The sequence below is a fragment of the Rothia mucilaginosa genome (assembly GCF_049990865.1).
Classification (GTDB): domain Bacteria; phylum Actinomycetota; class Actinomycetes; order Actinomycetales; family Micrococcaceae; genus Rothia; species Rothia mucilaginosa_I.
This window is the reverse complement of record NZ_CP188231.1, coordinates 95,925-115,959: the sequence shown is the minus strand read 5'-3', so window position 1 is coordinate 115,959 and position 20,035 is coordinate 95,925. Positions and strand designations below refer to the sequence as shown.

The window sequence follows — 20,035 nt, the reverse complement described above, 5'->3', positions numbered from 1 at the left end:
GATTCCATCACTCTCTGCACTTACACCGCTCAGCACGGGGCAAGCAACTGTGGGGGAAAACTCCACGGGGCGTTAAGCTGAGGCCCCACAACATAACCAGACTAGGGGTTAATCTGGGTGGTAGTCTCAGCGCCAGAGAGCGCCTTAGTGTCGGTATAGCCGTTACCGGAGTAGGTAATGGTTGCATTCTGGATGCTGGAGGTCTGCTTGTAGGAGACCCAACCCTGTGCCGGGCTGAAGGACACAATACCGGGCATGATGACAACCTGACCGTACAGCTTGTTACCGGTCTGCTTCAGAGTGTACGCCTTGGTAGTAGTGAAGGTAATACGACCCTTGAAGGTGTAGGTGCCATCAGAATTCTTGGTCACGGTCGGGACCGAAGCAGACCAGTTGCCCGCTGCCTGAGCAACCGACAGGTAGCGTGCCTGACCTGCCGAAGCAACCAGCTCCGTAAGCCTACCGCTCAGCGCACGGCCGTTGGGGGTCCACGCCTGACCATTAATCCTACCGCTCTTAGCAGCATTCAGAGCATTAGCAGGCACGGTGTACTCAACATCAGTCACGAAGGTTGCCCCGGCAGCCAGGGTTGCGGTAGAACCTGCAACGTAGCCGGTACCAGTCTTGGGCGCAGTGGTCGGAACAGACCACCAGAAACCGCTAGATGCCACGTAGGAGCCGGGGGATGCAGTCTGGGAGTTATTGACCGGGGTAAAGGTACCCTCACCGTTGATAAACAGGTCAGGGTTGGTGGGCTTGGAAGCGCTATCGTCCCAGTTCAGGTCGGATTCGGGCTTGGAAGAAGATGCGAAGTACGCCTCAGGAGTGGTCGGGTGAATCGGACCGGTGCTGGTGGACGAAGCGTAACCAACAAAGCCGCCACCGTACTGAGCGCTAACAAACAGGCCGCTCTGGATAGTCAGCTTCTCCTCAGAATCATCGCTCCTGGTAGATGCTGCATAGGCCGGCACGGCAGCAGAAGCTGCAATAACAGGTGCAGACCAGACGCCTGCCTTAGCGACAGAGCGACGGGAAATGGGCTGAGTCATGAGTGAATGTTCTCCTCGTATGTGATGAAATATAGATAGAGCCTACATGTATAACAATCTGACTAGGCTCAATGGGCTTTATTATATGTCTATTAGCATAGACTTTTCACCTTTTTCACCATGATATATATAACAAAGCAGGCTCTTCAGCTCACTGAACTATTTTCAAAAACCTGATTTAACGTACAGATGCCGGTAGTCTCGGGGACTACCGGCATCTGCCGCATTTTATGCTGTTTACTTCGCTGCGAAGATTTCGCGCATCAGGTTTGCAGCCTCGGAGGGGGTCTTACCAACCTTCACGCCTGCTGCTTCCAGAGCTTCCTTCTTCGCCTGAGCGGTACCGGAGGAACCGGAGACAATAGCGCCCGCGTGGCCCATGGTCTTACCCTCGGGAGCGGTGAAGCCCGCAATGTAACCGACGACGGGCTTGGTCACGTTTGCCTTGATGTACTCTGCAGCACGCTCCTCAGCGTCACCACCAATCTCACCAATCATGACGATTGCTTCGGTCTCGGGGTCAGCTTCGAAAGCTTCCAGAGCGTCGATGTGGGTGGTGCCGATGATGGGGTCGCCACCAATACCGATAGCGGTGGTGAAACCAATGTCGGACAGTTCGTACATCAGCTGGTAGGTCAGGGTACCGGACTTGGAAACCAGACCGATCTTGCCCTTGCCGGTGATGTTCGCCGGGATAATACCGACCAGGCACTCCTCGGGGGAGATGATGCCGGGGCAGTTGGGGCCGATGATGCGGGTGATCTGCTTGCCGTTCTCGTCCACGGATGCCTTAGCAGCTGCCCAGAACTCTGCGGAGTCCTGAACCGGAACGCCCTCGGTGATGACGACGACGAGGCCGATCTTAGCCTCGATAGCCTCGAGAACTGCTGCCTTGGTGAAGGCCGGGGGAACGAAGACGATGGAGACGTTCGCGCCGGTCTTCTCCATAGCCTCAGCTACGGAACCGAAGACGTCCAGCTCGATGTCGGAGCCGTCCTTCGCCTTGTGGGTGACGGTGGTGCCAGCCTTGCGAGCGTTCACGCCGCCCACAATGTTGGTGCCTGCTGCGAGCATGCGTGCGGTGTGCTTGGTACCCTCGCCACCGGTGATGCCCTGAACGATGACCTTGGAGTCCTTGTTCACAAAGATAGACATATTACTTCCTTGAAATCCTTTGCTGGCGATTACGCCTTGTGAGCGAGCTCTGCTGCCTTGTCAGCGCCGGAGTCCATGGTCTCAGCCAGAACAACCAGCGGGTGGTTCGCCTCGGAGAGGATGCGGCGACCCTCAGCAACGTTGTTGCCGTCCAGGCGCACAACCAGGGGCTTGGTTGCTGCGTCGCCCAGAATCTCCAGAGCCTTCACAATGCCGTCTGCCACTGCGTCACATGCAGTGATGCCGCCGAAGACGTTCACGAAAACGCTCTTGACCTGCTCGTCGCCCAGAATGATTTCCAGGCCAGCAGCCATAACCTCAGCGGATGCGCCGCCACCAATATCAAGGAAGTTTGCGGGCTTGACGTTGCCGTGGTTCTCACCAGCGTATGCAACGACGTCCAGAGTGGACATAACCAGACCTGCACCGTTACCAACGATGCCGACCTCGCCGTCCAGCTTCACGTAGTTCAGGTCGAACTGCTTTGCCTTAGCTTCCAGCGGGTTCTCAGCGGACTTGTCCACGAGAGCCTCGTGCTCGGGCTGGCGGAATTCTGCGTTGTCGTCCAGGGAGACCTTGCCGTCCAGGGCGAGGATGGTGCCCTCGGGGGTCAGAACGAGGGGGTTAACCTCAACCAGGGTTGCGTCTTCCTTGGTGTAAACTTCGCCCAGCTTGACGAGAACGGGAACAACCTTCTCCTGCAGTTCTGCGGAGAAACCTGCTGCCTTAGCAATTTCCTCAGCCTTAGCCTGGTCCAGGCCAACCAGCGGGTCAACCTCGATCTTTGCCAGTGCCTCGGGGCGCTCAGCAGCGAGCTGCTCAATTTCCATACCGCCTTCTACCGAGCACATTGCCAGGTAGGAGCGGTTTGCGCGGTCCAGCAGGAGGGAGAAGTAGTATTCTTCGGCGATGTCTGCGCCGTCAGCGACCAGCACGCGGTGAACGGTGTGGCCCTTGATGTCCATGCCGAGAATTGCCTTAGCGTGCTCGTAAGCTTCTTCGGGGGACTTTGCGAGCTTAACGCCGCCAGCCTTACCGCGGCCGCCGGTCTTAACCTGAGCCTTAATGACGGTCAGGCCGCCAATTTCCTCAGCTGCTGCCTTTGCTTCTTCAGGGGTGGTCGCAACAATGCCCTTGAGCACGGGTACACCGTGCTTTGCGAAGAGCTCGCGCGCCTGGTATTCGAAAAGGTCCACAGGTGTCCTTCTTCTTCGAAGTGGTGCCGAGTACTGGTGCACTCGGCCTGGTCATTAGAGGTGTCTTCCCCTGTGTGTCCGGTACGTGCGATAGGTATCTCTCGCACCCGGCGCACACGCATCATTGACGCGGGGAATTTCTCTCGTCTCTACTCTATCGGATTCGGCGTGAGCTCGCACTCACAGAGCCCCAAATCTGAGATTTTAGCGACTCAGCTCACAAATATTTTGGGTAGATTCCACCCAAAGGGTGTGTACCAGGTAACTAACCAGAGCTGCCACTCCCCCATCCGCCGCGAAATACCGGCGAAAAAGCGGCGTTTACCGCCGTGCTCTGCCAAGCCCCGAAGCCTTTCTCAGCAGGCGGACAACACGCCCGGCACAGCCCGCAGAGCGGGGCGGGCACCCCCAGGTACCCGCCCCTCCATCGGCGTTGTTAGGCTCTCGCCCCTGACGCGTTAGCTCACCTTCTCCAGCGGCGCATAACGCAGCAGCAGACGCTTCTCTTCCGAGCCGAAACGCACCTTCGCCACGGTCTTATCGCCGCTACCCTCAACAGCGAGCACGCGGCCCTCACCGAACTTGGTATGGCGCACGGTATCGCCGACCGCCAGGGTCGGGATTTCCTTGCTCTGGTGCACGCGGGAACGGTTCGTCACCTTCGAGGAGGCAGCTGCCGCCGCCAGCCCGTAGCTTGCCGAGCCGTTAATATCCGCGGTGGACGGCTCAGAACGGCGTGCGGGGCGAGACTCATAGGGGTCGTAGGAGCCACGCGAGCTACCGGAACTGTAACCACCCGAGCCGTAGCCGCCCGAGTAGCCACCGGAACCGTAGCCAGAACGAGAACCGCCCGAATAGCCGCCACCGCCGTAGGAACCGCGAGCGCCATACGCGCCCATACCGGAGGCGCCAAAGCCCGAGAAACCGGCGGTGCGCTTCCACTCGATAAGTTCCTCCGGAATCTCTTCCAGGAAGGGCGAGGGCGGGTTGAACTGGCTCTTACCCCACATCGTGCGGGTCTCAGAGCGGGTCAGGTACAGGCGCTCCATGGCGCGGGTCAGACCCACGTACGCCAGGCGGCGTTCCTCGCTCATTTCCTTCTCGTCGGTCAGGGCACGCTGATGCGGGAACAGGCCGTGCTCCATGCCGGTCAGGAACACCACGGGGAACTCCAGGCCCTTGGCGGTGTGCAGGGTCATGAGGGTGACCATGCCCTGGGCCTTCGCCTCAGCTGCTTCGGCGGCAATCTGCGCGGCGGAGGCGTTCTCACCCTCCGCGCTGGCGGGACGGTTCGGGATCGAGTCGGCGTCGGCGACCAGGGCCACGTGTTCGAGGAACTGCTCCAGGTCAGCGCCGGGGTTTTCGGTCTCGAACTCGACCATGGCGTCGAGCAGCTCGGAGAGGTTTTCCACGCGCGATTCGTCCTGAATGTCCTTGGAGGCGCGCAGAGCCGCCAGGTAGCCGGTCTGCTCCAGGACCGCCTCCAGGCAGGTTGCGGCGGGTTCGGTGCGGGCAATCTGCGCCAAGTCGTCCATGAGGCGCACGAACTCGGCGTACTTCTTCACCGCGGCGGCGCCCAGGCCGGGGATGTCGGCGGCCTGGCGTGCGGCGGCGTAGAAGGAGATGCGGTTCGCACTCGCGTACTCCGCCACCACGGACTCAGACTTGGCGCCGATACCGCGCTTGGGCTCGTTCAGAATGCGGCGCACGTTCACGTCGTCATCAGGGTTGCTCAGGGCGCGCAGGTACGCCAGGGCGTCCTTGATTTCCTTACGCTCGTAGAAGCGGGTACCACCAACCACCCGGTAGGGCAGGCCGGCACGCATGAGCATGTCCTCGAGGGTTCGAGACTGCGCGTTGGTGCGGTAGAAGATGGCGACGTCACCGGGCTGCACGCCGTGCTCATCAGCAAGGCGGTCAATTTCGCGGGTGATGTAGCGCGCCTCGGCGTGTTCGGATTCGGCGACGTAACCGATGATTTTCGCGCCCGCGCCGGAGGCGGTCCACAGCTTCTTGGGGCGACGGTCGGGGTTGCGTTCAATGACCGCGTTCGCCGCGGAGAGGATGTTCTGCGTGGAACGGTAGTTCTGTTCCAGCAGGATCGTGTGGGCGTTCGGGTAGTCCTTCTCGAAGTCCGTGATATTGCGGATATCCGCGCCGCGGAAGGCGTAGATGGACTGGTCGGAGTCACCCACCACGGTCAGCTCAGCGGGGGGCACGGCGTCCGGGTAGGGGCCGCGGTCAGCCGGTGCCTTCGCGTGGGCGCCGACCAGTTCACGCACCAGCTGATACTGGGCGTGGTTGGTGTCCTGGTACTCGTCCACAAGGATGTGGCGGAACTTGCGGCGGTAGTAGTTCGCGATTTCAGGGAACTTCTTGAGCAAAAAGACGGTGCGGCCAATCAGGTCGTCAAAGTCGAGAGAGTTGGCGGCGCGCAGACGCTGCGTGTAGACGGTGTAGATCTGCGCGATGGTCTTCTCGTACGGGTTATCGCTCGCCACGCGGGATGCGTAGGCTTCGGCGCTGACCAGCTCGTTTTTCAGCGCGGAGATGCGGTTGCCCACGGCCTTGGCGGTGAACTTCTTGGTGTCCAGGTTGAGCTCTTTAATAATGAGGCTCAGCAGGCGCTGCGAGTCAGTCGAATCGTAGATAGTGAAGGTGGACTTCAGACCCAGCGCGGCGGCCTCACGGCGCAGCACGCGCACGCAGAAGCTGTGGAAAGTAGAAATCCACATGTGCTTGGCGCGCGGGCCGACCAGCGCCTCAATACGTTCACGCATTTCGGCGGCAGCCTTGTTGGTGAAGGTGATGGCGAGAATCTGGCCGGGGGTCGCGCGGTGGGTTGCGAGCAGGTACGCGATGCGGTGGGTGAGCACGCGGGTCTTGCCGGAGCCGGCGCCCGCGACGATGAGCAGGGGCGATCCGGAGTGCAGCACGGCCTCTTCCTGGCGTTCATTGAGCCCGGCGGTGAGGGATGCGGGGTCCACAGCGTTGAGGCTGTGGGTGCGTTCGCCGTAGGGGTCGGCGGGGTCGAAGTCCTCGCCGTAGCCGCCGACGCGGTAGGCGGGCGGCATGAAGTCCCCGAGCGGGTCTGCGGCGGTGAAAGCTGCGGGTGCGCCGGATTCAGGAACGGGCGCGCTGGTGGCAGGCGCGCTGGTGGCAGAGGCACTGGAGGCGGGCATGCCGGTGGGCAGGGCGGCGGATGCCTCCTGTGCGGGTGCCTCCGTCATCGGGGTATCCATGGGAGGGGCGTAGTAGTCATCCTCGGCAGGGGGTACGTCGTAGTAGGGATCGAAGGGCGGCTCGTCCACCGGTGCTGCGGGGGTGACGAGTTCGGCGGCGAACAGGCCGTCCTGTTCGGTGAAGGGCTGCTTCTGCTGTTCGGGCTTGTCGCTCATCATCTACCTCGCTGCCTAGAATACACGTTCGATATTCCATGCTACCGCATTTGCTGCGCGGCTCCCACCCGTTCGGTCATCCGCCGCACGTCCTAAATCGGCAACGGCACACCGGTGGTACAGAATAGTCATGTTAGGATGACCGCATGACCCAGACCTTACCTCCGAGCCTCTCAATAGCCCTATGGTGCGATGGCTCAGCCGACGAAGCCGCGCAGTTCTATACCAGGGTTTTTCGCGATGCTTCCATCATGGAACAGGTGCCCGGACTCACGACGACTCTAAGCATCCACGGCTTCCAGCTCTCACTCATTAACGGTGATGACCAATACGTCCCGAACCAGTCCATCAGTTGCATCCTAAACTTTGACCCGCTCCTCTTCGGCGGTGAGGCGCAGGCGCGAGCATACCTCGATGAACTCTACAACGAGCTAAGTACCGGCGGTGTGCTGATGGAACTGGGTGAGTATCCTTTCTCCCCGCGCTACGCCTGGGTGCGTGATCGTTTCGGTATGACCTGGCAGCTGATGCTTACCAACCCCGCAGGCGACCCGCGGCCCTTCGTCGTGCCCTCTTTCATGTTTGGCGGTACAAACCACGGCAATGCAGAGGAAGCCACCACCCGCTGGATTTCCCTTTTTGATGACGCTCGCCGCGGCACCCTGTACTACTATCCAGAAAATAGCCCCTTTGAGGCAGATGCAGTGATGTTCACCGACTTCAACCTGCACGGCACCTGGATGGCGGCAGCAGATTCCGGCGCTTTTCACGATTTCACGTTCACACCCGGAGTTTCAGTAGTTCTTTCGTGCCGCACTCAGGAGGAGATTGATTACTATTGGGAGCAACTCTCGGCTATACCTGAGGCAGAGCGTTGCGGCTGGTGTGTAGATTGCTGGGGTGTTTCTTGGCAGGTTGTTCCGCACAATATTGCTGAGCTTATGGCTGATGAGGTAACTCGCCAAAAAATTCTGCAGCTGGGCAAGATAGACCTTGCCAAACTTTAATGTGTTCCCCATACGATTGCTAGATAGCATATTCACGCTACGCTAGGACAGCGAAACCGCCCGCGCCTGCTAATGCAAGCGACGGGCGGTTTCTCGTACCGGCGTGAATGCCGGTTCTGTGTGCCCCCGAGACGATTCGAACGTCCGACACCTTCTTTAGGAGAGAAGTGCTCTATCCCCTGAGCTACGAGGGCGTACCTATTCAGTATAAAGCACCCCGCACCTCCGGTCGGCACAGCCCACGACAAGCCGTCGGTATCCACCGATAGTCGCCCCACGCTCATACCGCGTCCAAGTCCTGTTCACCACCCAGTGTTCACCACCCGAAGACACCCGCGCCCAGCGGCAGAACCGCTCCTACAATGTACGAATGAGCATCTACATTGACCCGCCCACCTGGCCCGCACACGGCACCGTCTTCTCACACCTCATCTCCGATGTGTCCCTGGCGGAACTGCACGAGTTCGCCGCAGCGGCGGGCATCAGTGAGCACGCCTTCGACCGCGACCACTACGATGTTCCGGCGCACCTCTACGAGGACCTAGTACGGGCGGGCGCGAAGGAGCTCAGCGGTGCACAGCTGACTCGCACGCTCATTGCGAGCGGTCTGCGCATTCCGCTGAAGGAGCGCCCCGAGAAAATTCGCCCGCGTCTGCTTCGCGCCTGGGAGGCGGCGTTTACACCCCGCTTCAAGCTCGTGGAGGCTCCTGCCGAGCTGCGGGCTCAACTCACGGCGCAGGTGGCTGAACTGGGTGAGAGTCTGCTGCAGGCGTGGGAGCAGCCGCACCGCGCCTACCACCACAGCGGGCACCTTTCGCAGATGCTCACCGACCTGGACCGCCTCTACGCGCATCACTCGCAGGCTGGTTCTACTCCCCTGGCGTTGATTCTGGCGGCGTGGTTCCACGACGCGGTCTATGAGGGCGCGCCGGGTGAGGATGAGCGCCGCAGCGAGCAGCTGGCGAGCACCTCCCTAAAGCCGCTGGTTACCGTGGGTCTACTCACCGATCAGGAGCTGCAGATGGTGAGTCTTCTGGTGCGCGCCACGGCAACCCACAAACTGCCCGAGTCTGCCGACCTACCGGCGGGCTATAAACCGGCGAATATTCAGCTGTTCCTCGACGCCGATATGGCTATTCTGGCAGCTGATTCGGCGCGCTATCGCCGCTACCTGCGCGGGGTGCGCAGTGAATACTCCCACTTTGACGATGAGGCTTTCCGTACCGGTCGTACGACCTTTTTACGTTCCATCCTGGGTCGTGAGCGTATCTTCCTTTCCGAAGAGACTTTCAAGCTCTGGGAGGAGCCCGCGCGGGCTAATCTGCGTGCTGAGCTCAGCGAGTGGGGGTGTGACCCGCAGAGGCTTCTGCAGGCTCTGGCGTCCTAGCCGCATACACCTCAAACACATACCGCCGAGAATGCACCCACGCTAAGGTGCACTCTCGGCGGTATTTTTGTGAAATCTCCCGGGTACGCAAATCTCGGGTACACAAAAGGCGCCCACCCCGTGCGGGATAGGCGCCTTTTTGAAGTATGTTGGGCTAGAGCCAGCTTCTATGCGCTAAGGCTTAGAGAGCGGTGTAGTAGCCGTCAACGGACATCCAGGAGGTGGGGTGCACCATGGTACCGTTGGTGGGGTTCAGAGCGGAGATCATCTTGCCGTCGCCCAGGTAGATACCAACGTGGCTGTAGCCGTTCTGGAAGACGATGTCGCCGGGCTGGGGGTTAGAGGTCGGGCGCAGCTCGTTCTTCATTGCGTAGGTGAAAGCGGTCAGCTTGATGCCGTGCTGAGCGAAAACCCAAGAGGTGAAGCCGGAGCAGTCCCATGCACCGAAGGTCTTGCCGCCCCAAACGTATGCGCCACCCAGGCCGCTCATTGCGGTTGCAACGATTGCGTCGCGGGATGCGTTACCGGAGGAAGCTGCGGGTGCAGCGGGAGCCGGAGCTGCAACGGGTGCAACGTAAGCCTGCTGGGTCTCAGCCTGGGGTGCTACGTAGGTGGTCTCAACTGCGGGTGCAGCGGGAGCCTCAGCTGCTGCGGGAGCAACGTAGGTCTGCTGTGCCTGAGCCTGAGGTGCAACGTAGGTGGTTGCGGGAGTGGTGTAGCTGGTGTAGTCGAACTCGTAGTTGGTGTAGTCGTAGGACAGATCAGCAGCAGCGGGGATCTGTGCAAATGCGTTCGCGGGAACGGTCGAGCCGAGCAGCAGTGCGCCTGCTGCGATGGTTGCACCTGCGGTACGTACGATCTTCTTAGCCATTGGTAATTCCTCCATTGCCTGACGAGGTGAGCTGTCGGACTCGAGCATGGATTCGCTCGGCCACCGAAGTGACTTAGCCCCGAGGCTTCTCGATTGAGAAGCCGTATCCCAGCTTGGGGATTGGGTCCCCCGCTTCTGCCATATTGGGTAGACGTTCATCGAAGCGTTGGCAGAACTCAGCGGAACCGCTTCGACGGTGCCCTCTTACGATTAGGATTTGGGCACAGAAATGAGAATACACAGAAAACTCCCAGTTGTCACTTCATTCAGGCTTAAATTTTGAGCTTTCACCCCCGGCGGAACAGAGCGAGCTTGAACGGCTAGAGCCCCGTTTATTCGCGGGAGATTAACCAACTTAAGGCATTTGACTAGGCATTTCATAAGGATGCACATTCGCTTTTAATGCGTCAGCACCCCTTAAGGACAGGGTTCAAAACTCTTAAGAATGAGCCTCGTCTCTTAAGTGTCCACCCTTAGAAATCGTTCAAGTGTCGGCGTTTCCCTCAGTTTCAACCTCAGATTTAAGCGAAAAACACGAAAAATGCACTCAAGCGCAGTTGCTAAAAAGTTGTGAGAGGAGTATATGCGCACGCGCACACAGCCCGGCCCTAAAATACATCACCCACTAGGTATCTAGCCGCTTGACCCCCGCCGCCAGACAGAGCAACCCCAACAAGTGCACAAAAACGGTGGCACCGCCTCCTCAAGTAAGAAGGCGATACCACCGTTTAAAGCGTGAAGCGGGTTAGTAGACTCTCAAAACTGGAGCTTAGAGGCTGCCACCGCGCTTGACCACAATTGCGTTTGCCACGTCCATATCCAGGGAGAGGGTGTCCTCTTCGCCGTCGGCGTGAACAATCACGTCATCGTTCTGGCCAGCAACCACGGACACCGAAGCGCCGTAGACAATACCTGCGTCAGCCAGCAGCTTCAGCAGCTCAACATCAGTCTGAATAGACTCGGGGAAGCGAGAAATGGTGAAACGATCCTCGGGGCCAGAGTCGCGTGCAGCCAGGGACATGGGCACGGTGCGCTCGTCGTTCGTCTCGCTCACGTGGCCCAGATCCTCAAGACCGGGGATAGCGTTACCGTACGGGGAGAACTTGGGGTCCTTGAGCATCTCCAGGATGCGCTTCTCCACCTTGTCACTCATGACGTGCTCCCAGCGGCATGCCTCTTCGTGCACGTACTCAAGTTCCAGGCCAATAATGTCGGAGAGCAGGCGCTCAGCCAGGCGGTGCTTACGCATGACCTCGACCGCCTTGTGGCGGCCTTCCTCAGTCAGCTCGAGGTGGCGGTCCGGCTCAACGGTGAGCAGGCCGTGCTTCTCCATGCGTGCCACGGTCTGGGAAACGGTCGGGCCGGAGTGCTCGAGTCGTTCAGCGATGCGCGCACGCATGGGGACGATGCCCTCTTCCTCCAGTTCGAGGATGGTGCGCAAATACATCTCTGTGGTATCGATGAGGTCTGTCATATATCTCTCCCAGCTATCACCGCAACAGTGCTTAGATAGCACTGCCTAAGTCGTTACTTAATTCAATAATCTATTATGTACTTTTTCAGCGGCTTTTGCCACGGCTTAAGTCATTGAGTCGCCCAACGATAACCGTTGGACGACTCAATACAACACTTTATATATGCATTTTGCTAGCCCACCCCTTATTAAGAGGAGCGAATAGTAGGCTCTACTCTGCGGACTCAGCCTCTGCAATTTCTTCCACAGCAGATTCGTTCTCTGCGGTTTTGTTCTCTGCAGGCTCACCGGGCTCAGCAGATTCCTCTGCCTCAGCGGCTTCAGCAGACTCTGCGCTCTCCTGCGCGGCGTTCTCCTCCAGGTCTTCGGGGCGAACGCGGTCAGCCCACGGCACCCAATCCGGCGCAATCAGCGCGTCATCACCGGGCAGCAGACCAACCTCGCAAATCGTTGCCACGCGGGAGCGAGGCGCACGCGAGAGGGTCGCGAACCAGAACCAGCCGCGGTAGCCAGGCAGAGTGCACTCAAAGAGGTGAGTGCTCAGGCGCTCTTCCTCGGCGCGCACGTGGTGCACCAGGCCGATAGCGTGTGCCGGGGCGATTTCCTGAACGCCCTGCAGTGCCACATCCTTAGCGGCGGCAAGAATCTCATCCACCTTGGAGGTGCGGCGCAGCTTGTGCGGAACGCCCAGGGAGGGGGTACCTACCTCTTCATCCAGCGGGGTGAAGGGGTCGGGGGTAGAGTCTTCGTTCTGTTCAGCTTCTTCGGCTGCGGATTCCTCAGAGATAGATTCCGCGGAAGTAGGTTCCTCAGCAGAAGCATCAGCCGCTACAGTCTCTTCAGCGTTCACGGAGGGCTGAGTCTCAGCAGGTACAGCGCTACCCTCATCGGTGCTCTCAGGCGCGGCAGAAGGCACAACGGACTCTGCGGGCGCGTCAGCAGCGGGCGTAGTTTCGGGGAGCAGTTCAATAACCTGTTCAGACATACCCCTATTAAAGCATCTCGCGTGCGCAAACAGTGCGGCCGCTCCCCCAAGCTTCACATACGCTGTGAATTTGAGTCTCAAACCGCTAAATCTGGGGCTTCGCTCATTAACAGCTATGTGTGAGCTGATACCGTTAAATTTATGAGTAATGAACCCGTACAGGACACGCGCAGCACCGCAGACCGGGCACCCGCGCCCCTTCCCTACGCCGGAGCCATCCGCTGGCTCGGTGCAGGCGGCGCGATTCTCGCACTGCTCTGTCTGCTCACCGGAGTTACCATGCTCGTGATGAAGTGGGTTGGGGCAACGCCGCCCGCCCTCATGAGCCAGATTCCCCTGGTCCTCCTCCCCGTCGCCTTTATTGCCCTCATGGCCGCACTCATCTTGTCAGTCATGCGCCGCAACAAGGCATAAAGATTTGAGCCGCAAGCTCACACACATCATTCACTTATCAAGTACAGCCTGCCATTCAGAGAGAAAGATAGAGTATGTCTACTGAAGCAAAACTCCTAGTCGTCGATGACGAGTTCAACATTCTTGAACTGCTCGCCACCTCCCTGCGTTTTGCCGGTTTTGAAGTAGTGACCGCCGGCAACGGCCGCGAAGCCCTCGAAAAGGCACACGCCGAAAACCCCGACCTCATTGTCCTGGACGTCATGATGCCCGGCATGGACGGCTTCGAGGTGACCCGCCGCCTACGCGAAAACGGCACCACCACCCCCGTGCTCTTCCTGACCGCAAAGGACGCCACCGAGGACAAGGTGACCGGCCTGGGTGCCGGTGGCGACGACTACGTCACCAAGCCCTTCTCCCTCGACGAGGTGATCGCCCGCATCCGCGCCATTCTGCGCCGTAGCCGCAGCGTCCAGGACGAGGACGACGCCGTACTGCGCGTTGACGCCCTCACCCTGAACGTGGACACCCACGAAGTGTTCCTCGGTGACGAAGAGATTGACCTCTCCCCCACCGAGTTCAACCTGCTGCACTACCTGATGCTCAACGCCAACCGCGTGCTGTCCAAAGCGCAGATTCTCGACCACGTGTGGGAGTACGACTTCAACGGCGACTCCTCCATCGTTGAGTCCTACATTTCGTACCTGCGCCGCAAGATCGACAACAACCGTGAAAACCACGAGCCGCTCATCCACACCAAGCGCGGTGTGGGCTACATGATTCGCGGTTCTCGAGGCTAACGTGGCGCTCAAACCCCTCGACCGGATCCCCCAGTCTCTCTCCCTTCGCACCCAGCTGGTGCTCATCACCTCCATGCTCATCGCCCTCTCCATTGCGGTGACGAGCCTGGTGGCGATTTCCGCTCTGCGCGCCCAGATGGTGCACCAGCTGGACGAAGAGATGAAGAACAGCGCCCCCTCACTCGTGCAGCTGGCGACCGTGCGCCCCTCCGGCAATCAGGAACAGTCCCTGAGCACCTACCGCCTGTACCTGCTCGACAAGGACGGCAACGTGCTGTACTCGCTCAAGTCCGAGGACAGCGGTCAGTTCAGCGAGCCGGCGCTGCAAGGCTGGACCGAAGAGAAGGTTCGCAAGCAAAACGAGGAGGCAGTCACCGTCAACGCGGTGGGCAGCTCCTCCGATTGGCGAGTGCTCGCCGTACCCATTGAGTCGAATGACTCTTCCGGACTGACGGAGGCAGCATCCCTAATCATTGCCATGCCGCTGAAACAAACGAACCAGGTGGTCGCCCTCGTGGGTGTGCTGACCTTCGCGTTTGGTTTGGCGACTCTCGCCTCCGCGATTGCGATGACCTGGGTGATTGTGACCCGCACCTTCGAGCCGCTGGCTCGCGTGGAGCAGACCGCCGCCAAGATTGCTGCCGGTGACCTCTCGCAGCGTATTGAGGACTACAACCCCAGCAACGAGATTGGTAACCTCGCGGTTTCGCTGAACACGATGCTTACCCAGATTGAAATGCTCTTCAAAGCCCGCGAGAAGAGTGAGGCGAAGATGCGCCGCTTCGTGGGTGACGCTTCGCATGAGCTGCGCACCCCGTTGGTCAGTATTCGAGGCTACTCGGAGCTGTACCGTCAGGGCGCGCTACCGACCGATGAGGCTGTCGCTACCGCGATGAGCCGCATCGAATCGGAGTCCAAGCGTATGGGTCAGCTCGTGGAAGACCTGCTGACCCTGGCGCGTATTGATGAGCGCCGCGAATCCAAGCTGGCACCCTTCGACCTGTTCAACCTGGCGGTGGACGCTAGTAACGACGCCTACGCTACGGCACCCGATCGTGCAGTGTCCCTGGTGGGTCTGAACGAAGAGGTGGCGCCGACCTCCGCAACCGTGCTCGGTGACGAATCACGCCTGCGTCAGGTCGTGGCGAACCTGCTGACCAACGCCATGCGTTACACCCCCGACGGCTCTCCCCTGGAGATTGCGGTGGGCGTACGCGAAGAGGTTCCCGGCTTCCCGCTCTCCGTGCTGGAGGTGCGCGACCACGGCCCCGGTATTCACGGCGAGGACCGCGAGCGCGTGTTCGAGCGTTTCTACCGCACCGACGCTTCGCGTTCGCGTGAGACCGGTGGTACGGGTCTGGGCCTGTCCATTGTGGCCGCAATTATTGAGCAGCATGATGGCAGGATTCATATTGAAGAGACCGATGGTGGCGGTGCTACCTTCGTGATTTCTTTGCCGTTCTATCCGCCGCCCGTCTCGGATGAGCAGCTGATGAAGTAGCACTGACGCATAAACCCCCGGATTGTAGAACTTGAGTGTTCTACGGTTCGGGGGTTTTGCTGTGCGCCGGAGGCGGGACTATGACTCGCGGCAGTGCGAGTGAGGAGAGCGCGAGTAAGAAGGAGCGGCGCGGCTAAAGAACAGCGGGAGCAACCTAGCGCGCGTCATGGGGGCGTCATTTTCGGGCGGGTTTTCGATTTTTTCGAGATGCTGGAGTGGATCTAGCGGGTTTATCCACAGATTTAATGAATCATGGTTTTTTAGCTCATTTGATACATTTTGAAAGATATAGTGATAACAAGCTTCCGGTCAGGAACTCAACCCTTCCAGAGATCCAAACCCCAAGCGCCACCACGGGGCAACCGCCCCACCCATCTCACATATCTCAAAGGAGAAAAACCATGGCACAGTTCAATGTCGATTCCGAAGTCATCGCAGCCAAGAGCGCACAGGCACGATCCTACGTCGCATCCATCACCGCAGACGTCAACGGTATGACCGCCTCCCTGCACGATCTGCAGAGCTCCTGGACCGGCTCTGCATCCGCTAACTTCCAGGGCGTGCTGGACCAGTGGCACGCAACCCAGCGCCAGGTCGAAGCATCCATCACCCAGATCAACGAGGCACTCACCCGCGCAGGTGTGAACTACGCAGACACCGAGCAGGCTAACGCCTCCATGTTCGTCGGCTAAGGGATCAGGGCTACAGAGCACCATCTAAGGCCCACCCGCAGGCAGGCGGCAGACCGGGCGGTTTAAAGGTCCCGGCCGCACGGCATACCGCCCGTCGGATTCGCCAGAAGGCGACGAACATCTATTGAGAAAAACCCCGCCGCATCCTCACTTGCGAGGATGCGGCGGGGTTTTATTGCGTGGAAATTATGAGGCTCAAGAGCCCAAGAATTAGGCACTGAGCATTAGGAGCTGAGCATTAGGAGGCGGGGGTCTCCTGGCGGAAACGCAAACGCCACAGGCCGCGCTCAGCATCGTAATGCCAGATGCTCGAACGGCTCACGCGGCCGCGCGCGGTCGCAACCGCCGCCATAACCAGCATGCTGGACGAATCCAGCACCTGAACACCCTGCTTGAGCGGGGCACCCTGCTGGGTGAAGGCGCGTTCACGGTACTGCAGCACCGAGGAGCGGGACACCGACTTGCCGGTAGCGGTCACCCACACCAGACGCTCGTGCAGCATGGATTCCAGCTGTGCCGCCTCCATGACGGAGCCGCGGCTCTCTAACAGCTGTTCTGCGGCGGCGGCTTCCTCGGGATTCAGCGTATCGGGGTTCGGAGCAGGCGCGGCGGGAGCAGAGGGCGCGGGCTCAGAAGCCTGAGTGTGCGCAGCAGGCTGAACGGGCGCGGGTTCAGCGGGCTGAGCCGGAGCATCCTGAACAGGCTCTACCGCCTGCTCTTCCGTCTCGCCCAGAAGCTCCGCCGGGTCAACATCGTTCGGATCCAGGCCCGCGAACTCTTCCAGACCGGTCAGGTCGTCCTCTTCTTCCGACTGGGCGGCGCCGGATGCCTGCTGAGCGGTCTCCTGCTGGCGCGCCAGTGCCTTTGCGTCACGCTCGGCGGCGCGCTCTGCCGCGAGCGCCAGCTGTTCCTTGCGGGTGCGGACCGCCTCCGGGTCGGGGGCGTTCACGGCGGAGGCGGGGCGCAGCAGACCGGACAGGCGCAGGCTCTCCACGCCGCGCTGGGCGTTCTCAATCTCGGCGGCGGTAAATTCCTGCACGGGCAGGTGGGCGTCCGCAGAAGGCTCAGAGGATGCCAGTTCAGAGAGGGCAGCGTCAGCGAGCACGGGCTCAGCCACCGGAGCGTTCACGATCGGGGTCTCAACAGCCGGAGCCTCAACAGCCGCAGTAGCGGGTTCAGCAGAAGCGCCGAAACCGGGGCCGTGCGCGGGTTCGCGGCCCTCCTGGTAGGCGCGCGCGGCACCGTTCGCCAGGGAGTCCGCCTTCTCGTTGAGCTCGTGACCGGCGTGGCCCTTCACCCAAATGAACTCGTAGTCGCGGCCGGTCAGTGCCCGATCCAGCGCCTCCAGAAGGTCGCGGTTGAGCACGGGCTTGCCGTCAGACTTCTTCCAGCCCTTCTTCTTCCAGCCGGGCATCCACTTGGTCAGCGAGTTAATGACGTACTGGCTATCGCAGTACACGCGTAGCTTCACCTCCGGGCGGGATGCGGTCGCCTCGAACAGGTCCAGGACGGCCTTGAGCTCACCCATGTTGTTGGTGCCGTGCGCCCAGCCGCCGCTCGCCCAGTGGTCGTCGTCGATATACCATGCCCAGCCCGCCGGTCCGGGGTTGCCCAGCGCCGAGCCGTCTGCGGCGGCAATGATCTCTTGCGTGCTGTTCACGGTACCTTCTTTCTGCGCCGCCCCTCTGTTGTGCGGGCGGCTGTCCGTAATGATGTCTGTGATGACTTTACCGTACCGGCGGCGAGGGTGCGTAGCGCGCGGTCAGCGCTGTGGATAACCTCAAGGAGCCTCGCAACGCGAATTGCCGTAATGCCGGGCGGGTACACTAAACCTATGAGCTATTCTGCCCCCGAAACACCCAGCGCACAGCGCCCGGAGCACCCTACCGCCCGTCCGAGCGAGCGCGTGCAGATTTTCGCTCTTCCCACCCGCACGATGTACGGTTCTCTGCGTTTTAGCTGGTTGAGCTACCTGGGTCTTGCTGAGCAGCAGCATGCGGCGCAGTTGCCGACCTCCACGGCGGCGGTCAGCTATCTGAGCACTCAGGCACTCATGCGCGCCATGGCGGCGGCGCGTTTGGATGTGCCCTCGAGTGCCGCTTCTGAGATTGAGGTGGATCGTTCCTGCACCCTGTGCACCAGCGGTAAGAAGCACGGTAAGCCGCGTATTGCGGGCGTGAATTTCAATATGTCGCAGGTAAACCCGCTGGTCGTGGGTGCTTTTAGCCGTAACTCCTCGGCGGTGCTCGGCGTGGATGTTGAGACCCTGGATGCGCGCCTGTTCTCCGGTTTTGCGCGTCTGGCGCTCTCCAATGAAGAACGCACGTTCTACGAGCGGGTGGCGCAGGAACGCCCCGCACCCGTACTGCACCTGCTCTCGGTGGCACTGTGGACCGCTAAGGAGGCGGTGCTCAAGGCGACCGGCCACGGCCTGAGCGTAGTGCCCTCCCTGGTTCGGGTGCAGCTCACCGAGGAGCTGTTGGACGCGCTCGAACTTGCCATGAACGAGGAGGCTCCTAGTGACCTTCTGGACGGTGGCACCCCCGAGCCTGGCGCCCTGCGTGTACTGACTCAGGACAGCTTGACCGCGCGTGCGACCTTTAGCGCACCCACACCTCAGGGCGGCGGCGAAGCTATCGAGCGAAGCTTCAGCCTGCAGTGGATACCCGTGGCACTACCCGACGCGGAGAACCCCGAGCACGCGCAGAAGATGCTCATCGCCCTGGCGGTGGAGAACCCGACCGGGGGTGAGCCCGTGGGTGAGTACGGGGGTGAGCCCGCGCAGGTTGAGGCTCAGCTTCTGCCGGTGGCTACTCCCCTGGAGCTCAAGCGTCTGCTCACCGATTAGCCACGCTCAATCCCCTAACAGCTCGTACAACGACTGAACGCGCCCGCCATGCCAGCGAGCGCGTTCAGTCATTTTAATCTGCTGTTTTATTCAGTCGTTGCATTCCGCCTCGTCAAGGCGTTCAAGACAGTACCTACACAGCGCCTAAGGGGTATCCTCACCCAGGGTGTCCACACCCAGGGCGCGGCCAAAGCTACCGAGCTTCGTACCGGTCTCGGTGTGCTCCAGCTCTGGATCAGACTCAGCCACAATACCCGCGCCGGCGTACAGCACCGCCTCATCCGGGCTGACCTGGGCGCAACGCAGAACCAGCGCCCACTCGCCGTTACCCTCTGCGTCCATGTAGCCGACCAGACCGCCAAAGTAGCGGCGCTCGAAGGACTCCAGATGACGAATCAGCTCCAGCGCCTTCTCGGTGGGTGCACCACAAATCGCGGGGGTCGGGTGAATCGCGCGGGCACCGTCCAGGCAGGTCAAGCCCTCCTTCAGCACGCCGTCGATGGGGGTCGCCAGGTGCCAAAGCTGCGGGGTCTGCAGCAGCGAGGGCACCTGCGGCACGTTCAGCTCCTCGGCGATAGGTGCCAGGCGCTCGGCAATATCGTTGATGACGTAGGCGTGCTCGTGGCGATCCTTCGGCGAGGCGAACAGGCGGTCACGAATCGCCTCGTCCTCGGCGCTGCCGGGCTCGGCAATGCGCGGGGCGCTACCGGCCAGCGGGTGGGTCTTGAAGGCGCGGCCCTCGGTGCGGAACACCAGCTCCGGGGAGGCGCCCATCAGGTAGCTTCCGTTCATGCCGCGCTCGCCATCGGGCAGGCGCACCGCAAAGTTGAAGGCGGAACGCTGCTGGGCGCGCAGGTTGTTGTACAGCGCCTGCAGGTTGAGGGCGCCGGGTGCGTAGCGGGCGGTGAGCACACGCGAAAGCACGATCTTGCTCAGCTCACCGGCCTTCATGCGCTCCACGGCGGTCGCCACGGCGGCACGGAACCGGTCGTTCTGTCTGCCGGTGACAGATACCGGCTCGGCAAGCGCCACGGTCTGCTCGGGGACCGGCACCTGCTGCTCTTCCAGGCGTTCGGGTACGAAGAGGTAGGCGGGCATATCCGGGTCAAAAGGAATCAGACCCACGACGGCGCTACCGGCACGTTTCGCCTCGTCCAGGGCATTATCGAAGGTGACAGGGGTCATCGCACCGGATGCGCGCAGGACGCGGGTGCCGGTGGCAAAGATAAAGTCGGGAAGGTTCGTCATCGTACTTCTATCAGTGGTGTGTGGGTTCGCG

Annotated in this window: 16 protein-coding genes, 1 tRNA gene and 1 riboswitch; of the genes, 7 read left to right on the top strand and 10 right to left on the bottom strand. The window is 60.7% G+C overall.

Annotated features, from left to right (window positions below):
* Positions 1-101 precede the first annotated feature (101 nt).
* From ACP3RB_RS00520 to ACP3RB_RS00505, 4 genes are all read right to left on the bottom strand, one after another.
* Positions 102-1,049, bottom strand: coding sequence for an amino acid oxidase (locus ACP3RB_RS00520; RefSeq protein ID WP_426699130.1), 948 nt, complete (start codon positions 1,047-1,049; stop codon positions 102-104).
* A 237-nt stretch (positions 1,050-1,286) separates the two neighbouring features.
* Complete coding sequence (sucD, locus tag ACP3RB_RS00515) at positions 1,287-2,204, bottom strand: succinate--CoA ligase subunit alpha (protein WP_049340934.1); 918 nt, start codon at positions 2,202-2,204, stop codon at positions 1,287-1,289.
* A 29-nt stretch (positions 2,205-2,233) separates the two neighbouring features.
* On the bottom strand, positions 2,234-3,400 hold the full coding sequence (gene sucC / locus ACP3RB_RS00510; protein ID WP_005504561.1) for an ADP-forming succinate--CoA ligase subunit beta: 1,167 nt from the start codon (positions 3,398-3,400) through the stop codon (positions 2,234-2,236).
* Positions 3,401-3,858: 458 nt separating this feature from the next.
* Positions 3,859-6,801, bottom strand: coding sequence for a UvrD-helicase domain-containing protein (locus tag ACP3RB_RS00505; RefSeq protein WP_426699129.1), 2,943 nt, complete (start codon positions 6,799-6,801; stop codon positions 3,859-3,861).
* Positions 6,802-6,944: 143 nt separating this feature from the next.
* Here ACP3RB_RS00505 and ACP3RB_RS00500 point away from each other — a divergent pair, with 143 nt between their 5' ends.
* Positions 6,945-7,805 (top strand): VOC family protein, encoded by an 861-nt coding sequence (locus ACP3RB_RS00500; RefSeq protein ID WP_426699128.1) that lies wholly within the window; start codon positions 6,945-6,947, stop codon positions 7,803-7,805.
* A gap of 121 nt (positions 7,806-7,926) precedes the next feature.
* Here the strand turns inward: ACP3RB_RS00500 and ACP3RB_RS00495 are convergent.
* Positions 7,927-7,999: transfer RNA gene (locus ACP3RB_RS00495), tRNA-Arg, on the bottom strand.
* A gap of 176 nt (positions 8,000-8,175) precedes the next feature.
* Between ACP3RB_RS00495 and ACP3RB_RS00490 the strand changes: the two genes are divergently transcribed.
* Entirely contained in the window at positions 8,176-9,192 is a 1,017-nt protein-coding gene (locus ACP3RB_RS00490) for a DUF4031 domain-containing protein (RefSeq protein ID WP_426699127.1), read from the top strand.
* Between the two features lie 181 nt (positions 9,193-9,373).
* On the opposite strand, the gene ACP3RB_RS00485 is transcribed toward ACP3RB_RS00490, so the two are convergent.
* From ACP3RB_RS00485 to ACP3RB_RS00475, 3 genes are all read right to left on the bottom strand, one after another.
* On the bottom strand, positions 9,374-10,063 hold the full coding sequence (locus tag ACP3RB_RS00485; RefSeq protein WP_426699126.1) for a C40 family peptidase: 690 nt from the start codon (positions 10,061-10,063) through the stop codon (positions 9,374-9,376).
* A riboswitch (cyclic di-AMP (ydaO/yuaA leader) is annotated at positions 10,064-10,223 on the bottom strand.
* 609 nt (positions 10,224-10,832) lie between these two features.
* Positions 10,833-11,537 carry a metal-dependent transcriptional regulator gene (locus ACP3RB_RS00480; RefSeq protein ID WP_060824302.1) on the bottom strand — a complete coding sequence of 235 codons (705 nt, stop codon included), beginning with the start codon at positions 11,535-11,537 and terminating at the stop codon, positions 10,833-10,835.
* 211 nt (positions 11,538-11,748) lie between these two features.
* Positions 11,749-12,522: a DUF3027 domain-containing protein gene (locus tag ACP3RB_RS00475; protein WP_426699125.1), complete on the bottom strand. Its 774-nt coding sequence runs from the start codon at positions 12,520-12,522 to the stop codon at positions 11,749-11,751.
* A gap of 141 nt (positions 12,523-12,663) precedes the next feature.
* Between ACP3RB_RS00475 and ACP3RB_RS00470 the strand changes: the two genes are divergently transcribed.
* From ACP3RB_RS00470 to ACP3RB_RS00455, 4 genes are all read left to right on the top strand, one after another.
* Complete coding sequence (locus ACP3RB_RS00470) at positions 12,664-12,936, top strand: hypothetical protein (RefSeq protein ID WP_308562871.1); 273 nt, start codon at positions 12,664-12,666, stop codon at positions 12,934-12,936.
* A 74-nt stretch (positions 12,937-13,010) separates the two neighbouring features.
* Positions 13,011-13,715, top strand: coding sequence for a response regulator transcription factor (locus tag ACP3RB_RS00465; RefSeq protein ID WP_311446314.1), 705 nt, complete (start codon positions 13,011-13,013; stop codon positions 13,713-13,715).
* Between the two features lies 1 nt (position 13,716).
* Complete coding sequence (locus tag ACP3RB_RS00460; RefSeq protein WP_426699124.1) at positions 13,717-15,216, top strand: ATP-binding protein; 1,500 nt, start codon at positions 13,717-13,719, stop codon at positions 15,214-15,216.
* Positions 15,217-15,617: 401 nt separating this feature from the next.
* Positions 15,618-15,908 carry a WXG100 family type VII secretion target gene (locus ACP3RB_RS00455; RefSeq protein ID WP_005504526.1) on the top strand — a complete coding sequence of 97 codons (291 nt, stop codon included), beginning with the start codon at positions 15,618-15,620 and terminating at the stop codon, positions 15,906-15,908.
* A gap of 238 nt (positions 15,909-16,146) precedes the next feature.
* On the opposite strand, the gene ACP3RB_RS00450 is transcribed toward ACP3RB_RS00455, so the two are convergent.
* Positions 16,147-17,568, bottom strand: a complete 1,422-nt coding sequence (locus ACP3RB_RS00450; RefSeq protein WP_426699123.1) for an RNase H family protein — start codon at positions 17,566-17,568, stop codon at positions 16,147-16,149.
* 174 nt (positions 17,569-17,742) lie between these two features.
* Between ACP3RB_RS00450 and ACP3RB_RS00445 the strand changes: the two genes are divergently transcribed.
* A complete protein-coding gene (locus ACP3RB_RS00445) occupies positions 17,743-18,756 on the top strand; it encodes a 4'-phosphopantetheinyl transferase family protein (protein WP_426699122.1) in 1,014 nt (337 codons plus the stop codon).
* Positions 18,757-18,900: 144 nt separating this feature from the next.
* Here ACP3RB_RS00445 and ACP3RB_RS00440 read toward each other — a convergent pair whose 3' ends face one another.
* Positions 18,901-20,004: an isochorismate synthase gene (locus tag ACP3RB_RS00440; RefSeq protein ID WP_426699121.1), complete on the bottom strand. Its 1,104-nt coding sequence runs from the start codon at positions 20,002-20,004 to the stop codon at positions 18,901-18,903.
* Between the last annotated feature and the right edge of the window lie 31 nt (positions 20,005-20,035).

Excerpts from the sequence above, each read along its gene's own strand:
- ACP3RB_RS00520 (WP_426699130.1), bottom strand. The coding sequence starts at position 1,049 with ATGACTCAGCCCATTTCCCGTCGCTCTGTCGCTAAGGCAGGCGTCTGG.
- sucD (WP_049340934.1), bottom strand. The coding sequence starts at position 2,204 with ATGTCTATCTTTGTGAACAAGGACTCCAAGGTCATCGTTCAGGGCATC.
- ACP3RB_RS00505 (WP_426699129.1), bottom strand. The coding sequence starts at position 6,801 with ATGATGAGCGACAAGCCCGAACAGCAGAAGCAGCCCTTCACCGAACAG.
- ACP3RB_RS00500 (WP_426699128.1), top strand. The coding sequence starts at position 6,945 with ATGACCCAGACCTTACCTCCGAGCCTCTCAATAGCCCTATGGTGCGAT.
- ACP3RB_RS00490 (WP_426699127.1), top strand. The coding sequence starts at position 8,176 with ATGAGCATCTACATTGACCCGCCCACCTGGCCCGCACACGGCACCGTC.
- ACP3RB_RS00485 (WP_426699126.1), bottom strand. The coding sequence starts at position 10,063 with ATGGCTAAGAAGATCGTACGTACCGCAGGTGCAACCATCGCAGCAGGC.
- ACP3RB_RS00480 (WP_060824302.1), bottom strand. The coding sequence starts at position 11,537 with ATGACAGACCTCATCGATACCACAGAGATGTATTTGCGCACCATCCTC.
- ACP3RB_RS00475 (WP_426699125.1), bottom strand. The coding sequence starts at position 12,522 with ATGTCTGAACAGGTTATTGAACTGCTCCCCGAAACTACGCCCGCTGCT.
- ACP3RB_RS00470 (WP_308562871.1), top strand. The coding sequence starts at position 12,664 with ATGAGTAATGAACCCGTACAGGACACGCGCAGCACCGCAGACCGGGCA.
- ACP3RB_RS00465 (WP_311446314.1), top strand. The coding sequence starts at position 13,011 with ATGTCTACTGAAGCAAAACTCCTAGTCGTCGATGACGAGTTCAACATT.
- ACP3RB_RS00455 (WP_005504526.1), top strand. The coding sequence starts at position 15,618 with ATGGCACAGTTCAATGTCGATTCCGAAGTCATCGCAGCCAAGAGCGCA.
- ACP3RB_RS00445 (WP_426699122.1), top strand. The coding sequence starts at position 17,743 with ATGAGCTATTCTGCCCCCGAAACACCCAGCGCACAGCGCCCGGAGCAC.
- ACP3RB_RS00440 (WP_426699121.1), bottom strand. The coding sequence starts at position 20,004 with ATGACGAACCTTCCCGACTTTATCTTTGCCACCGGCACCCGCGTCCTG.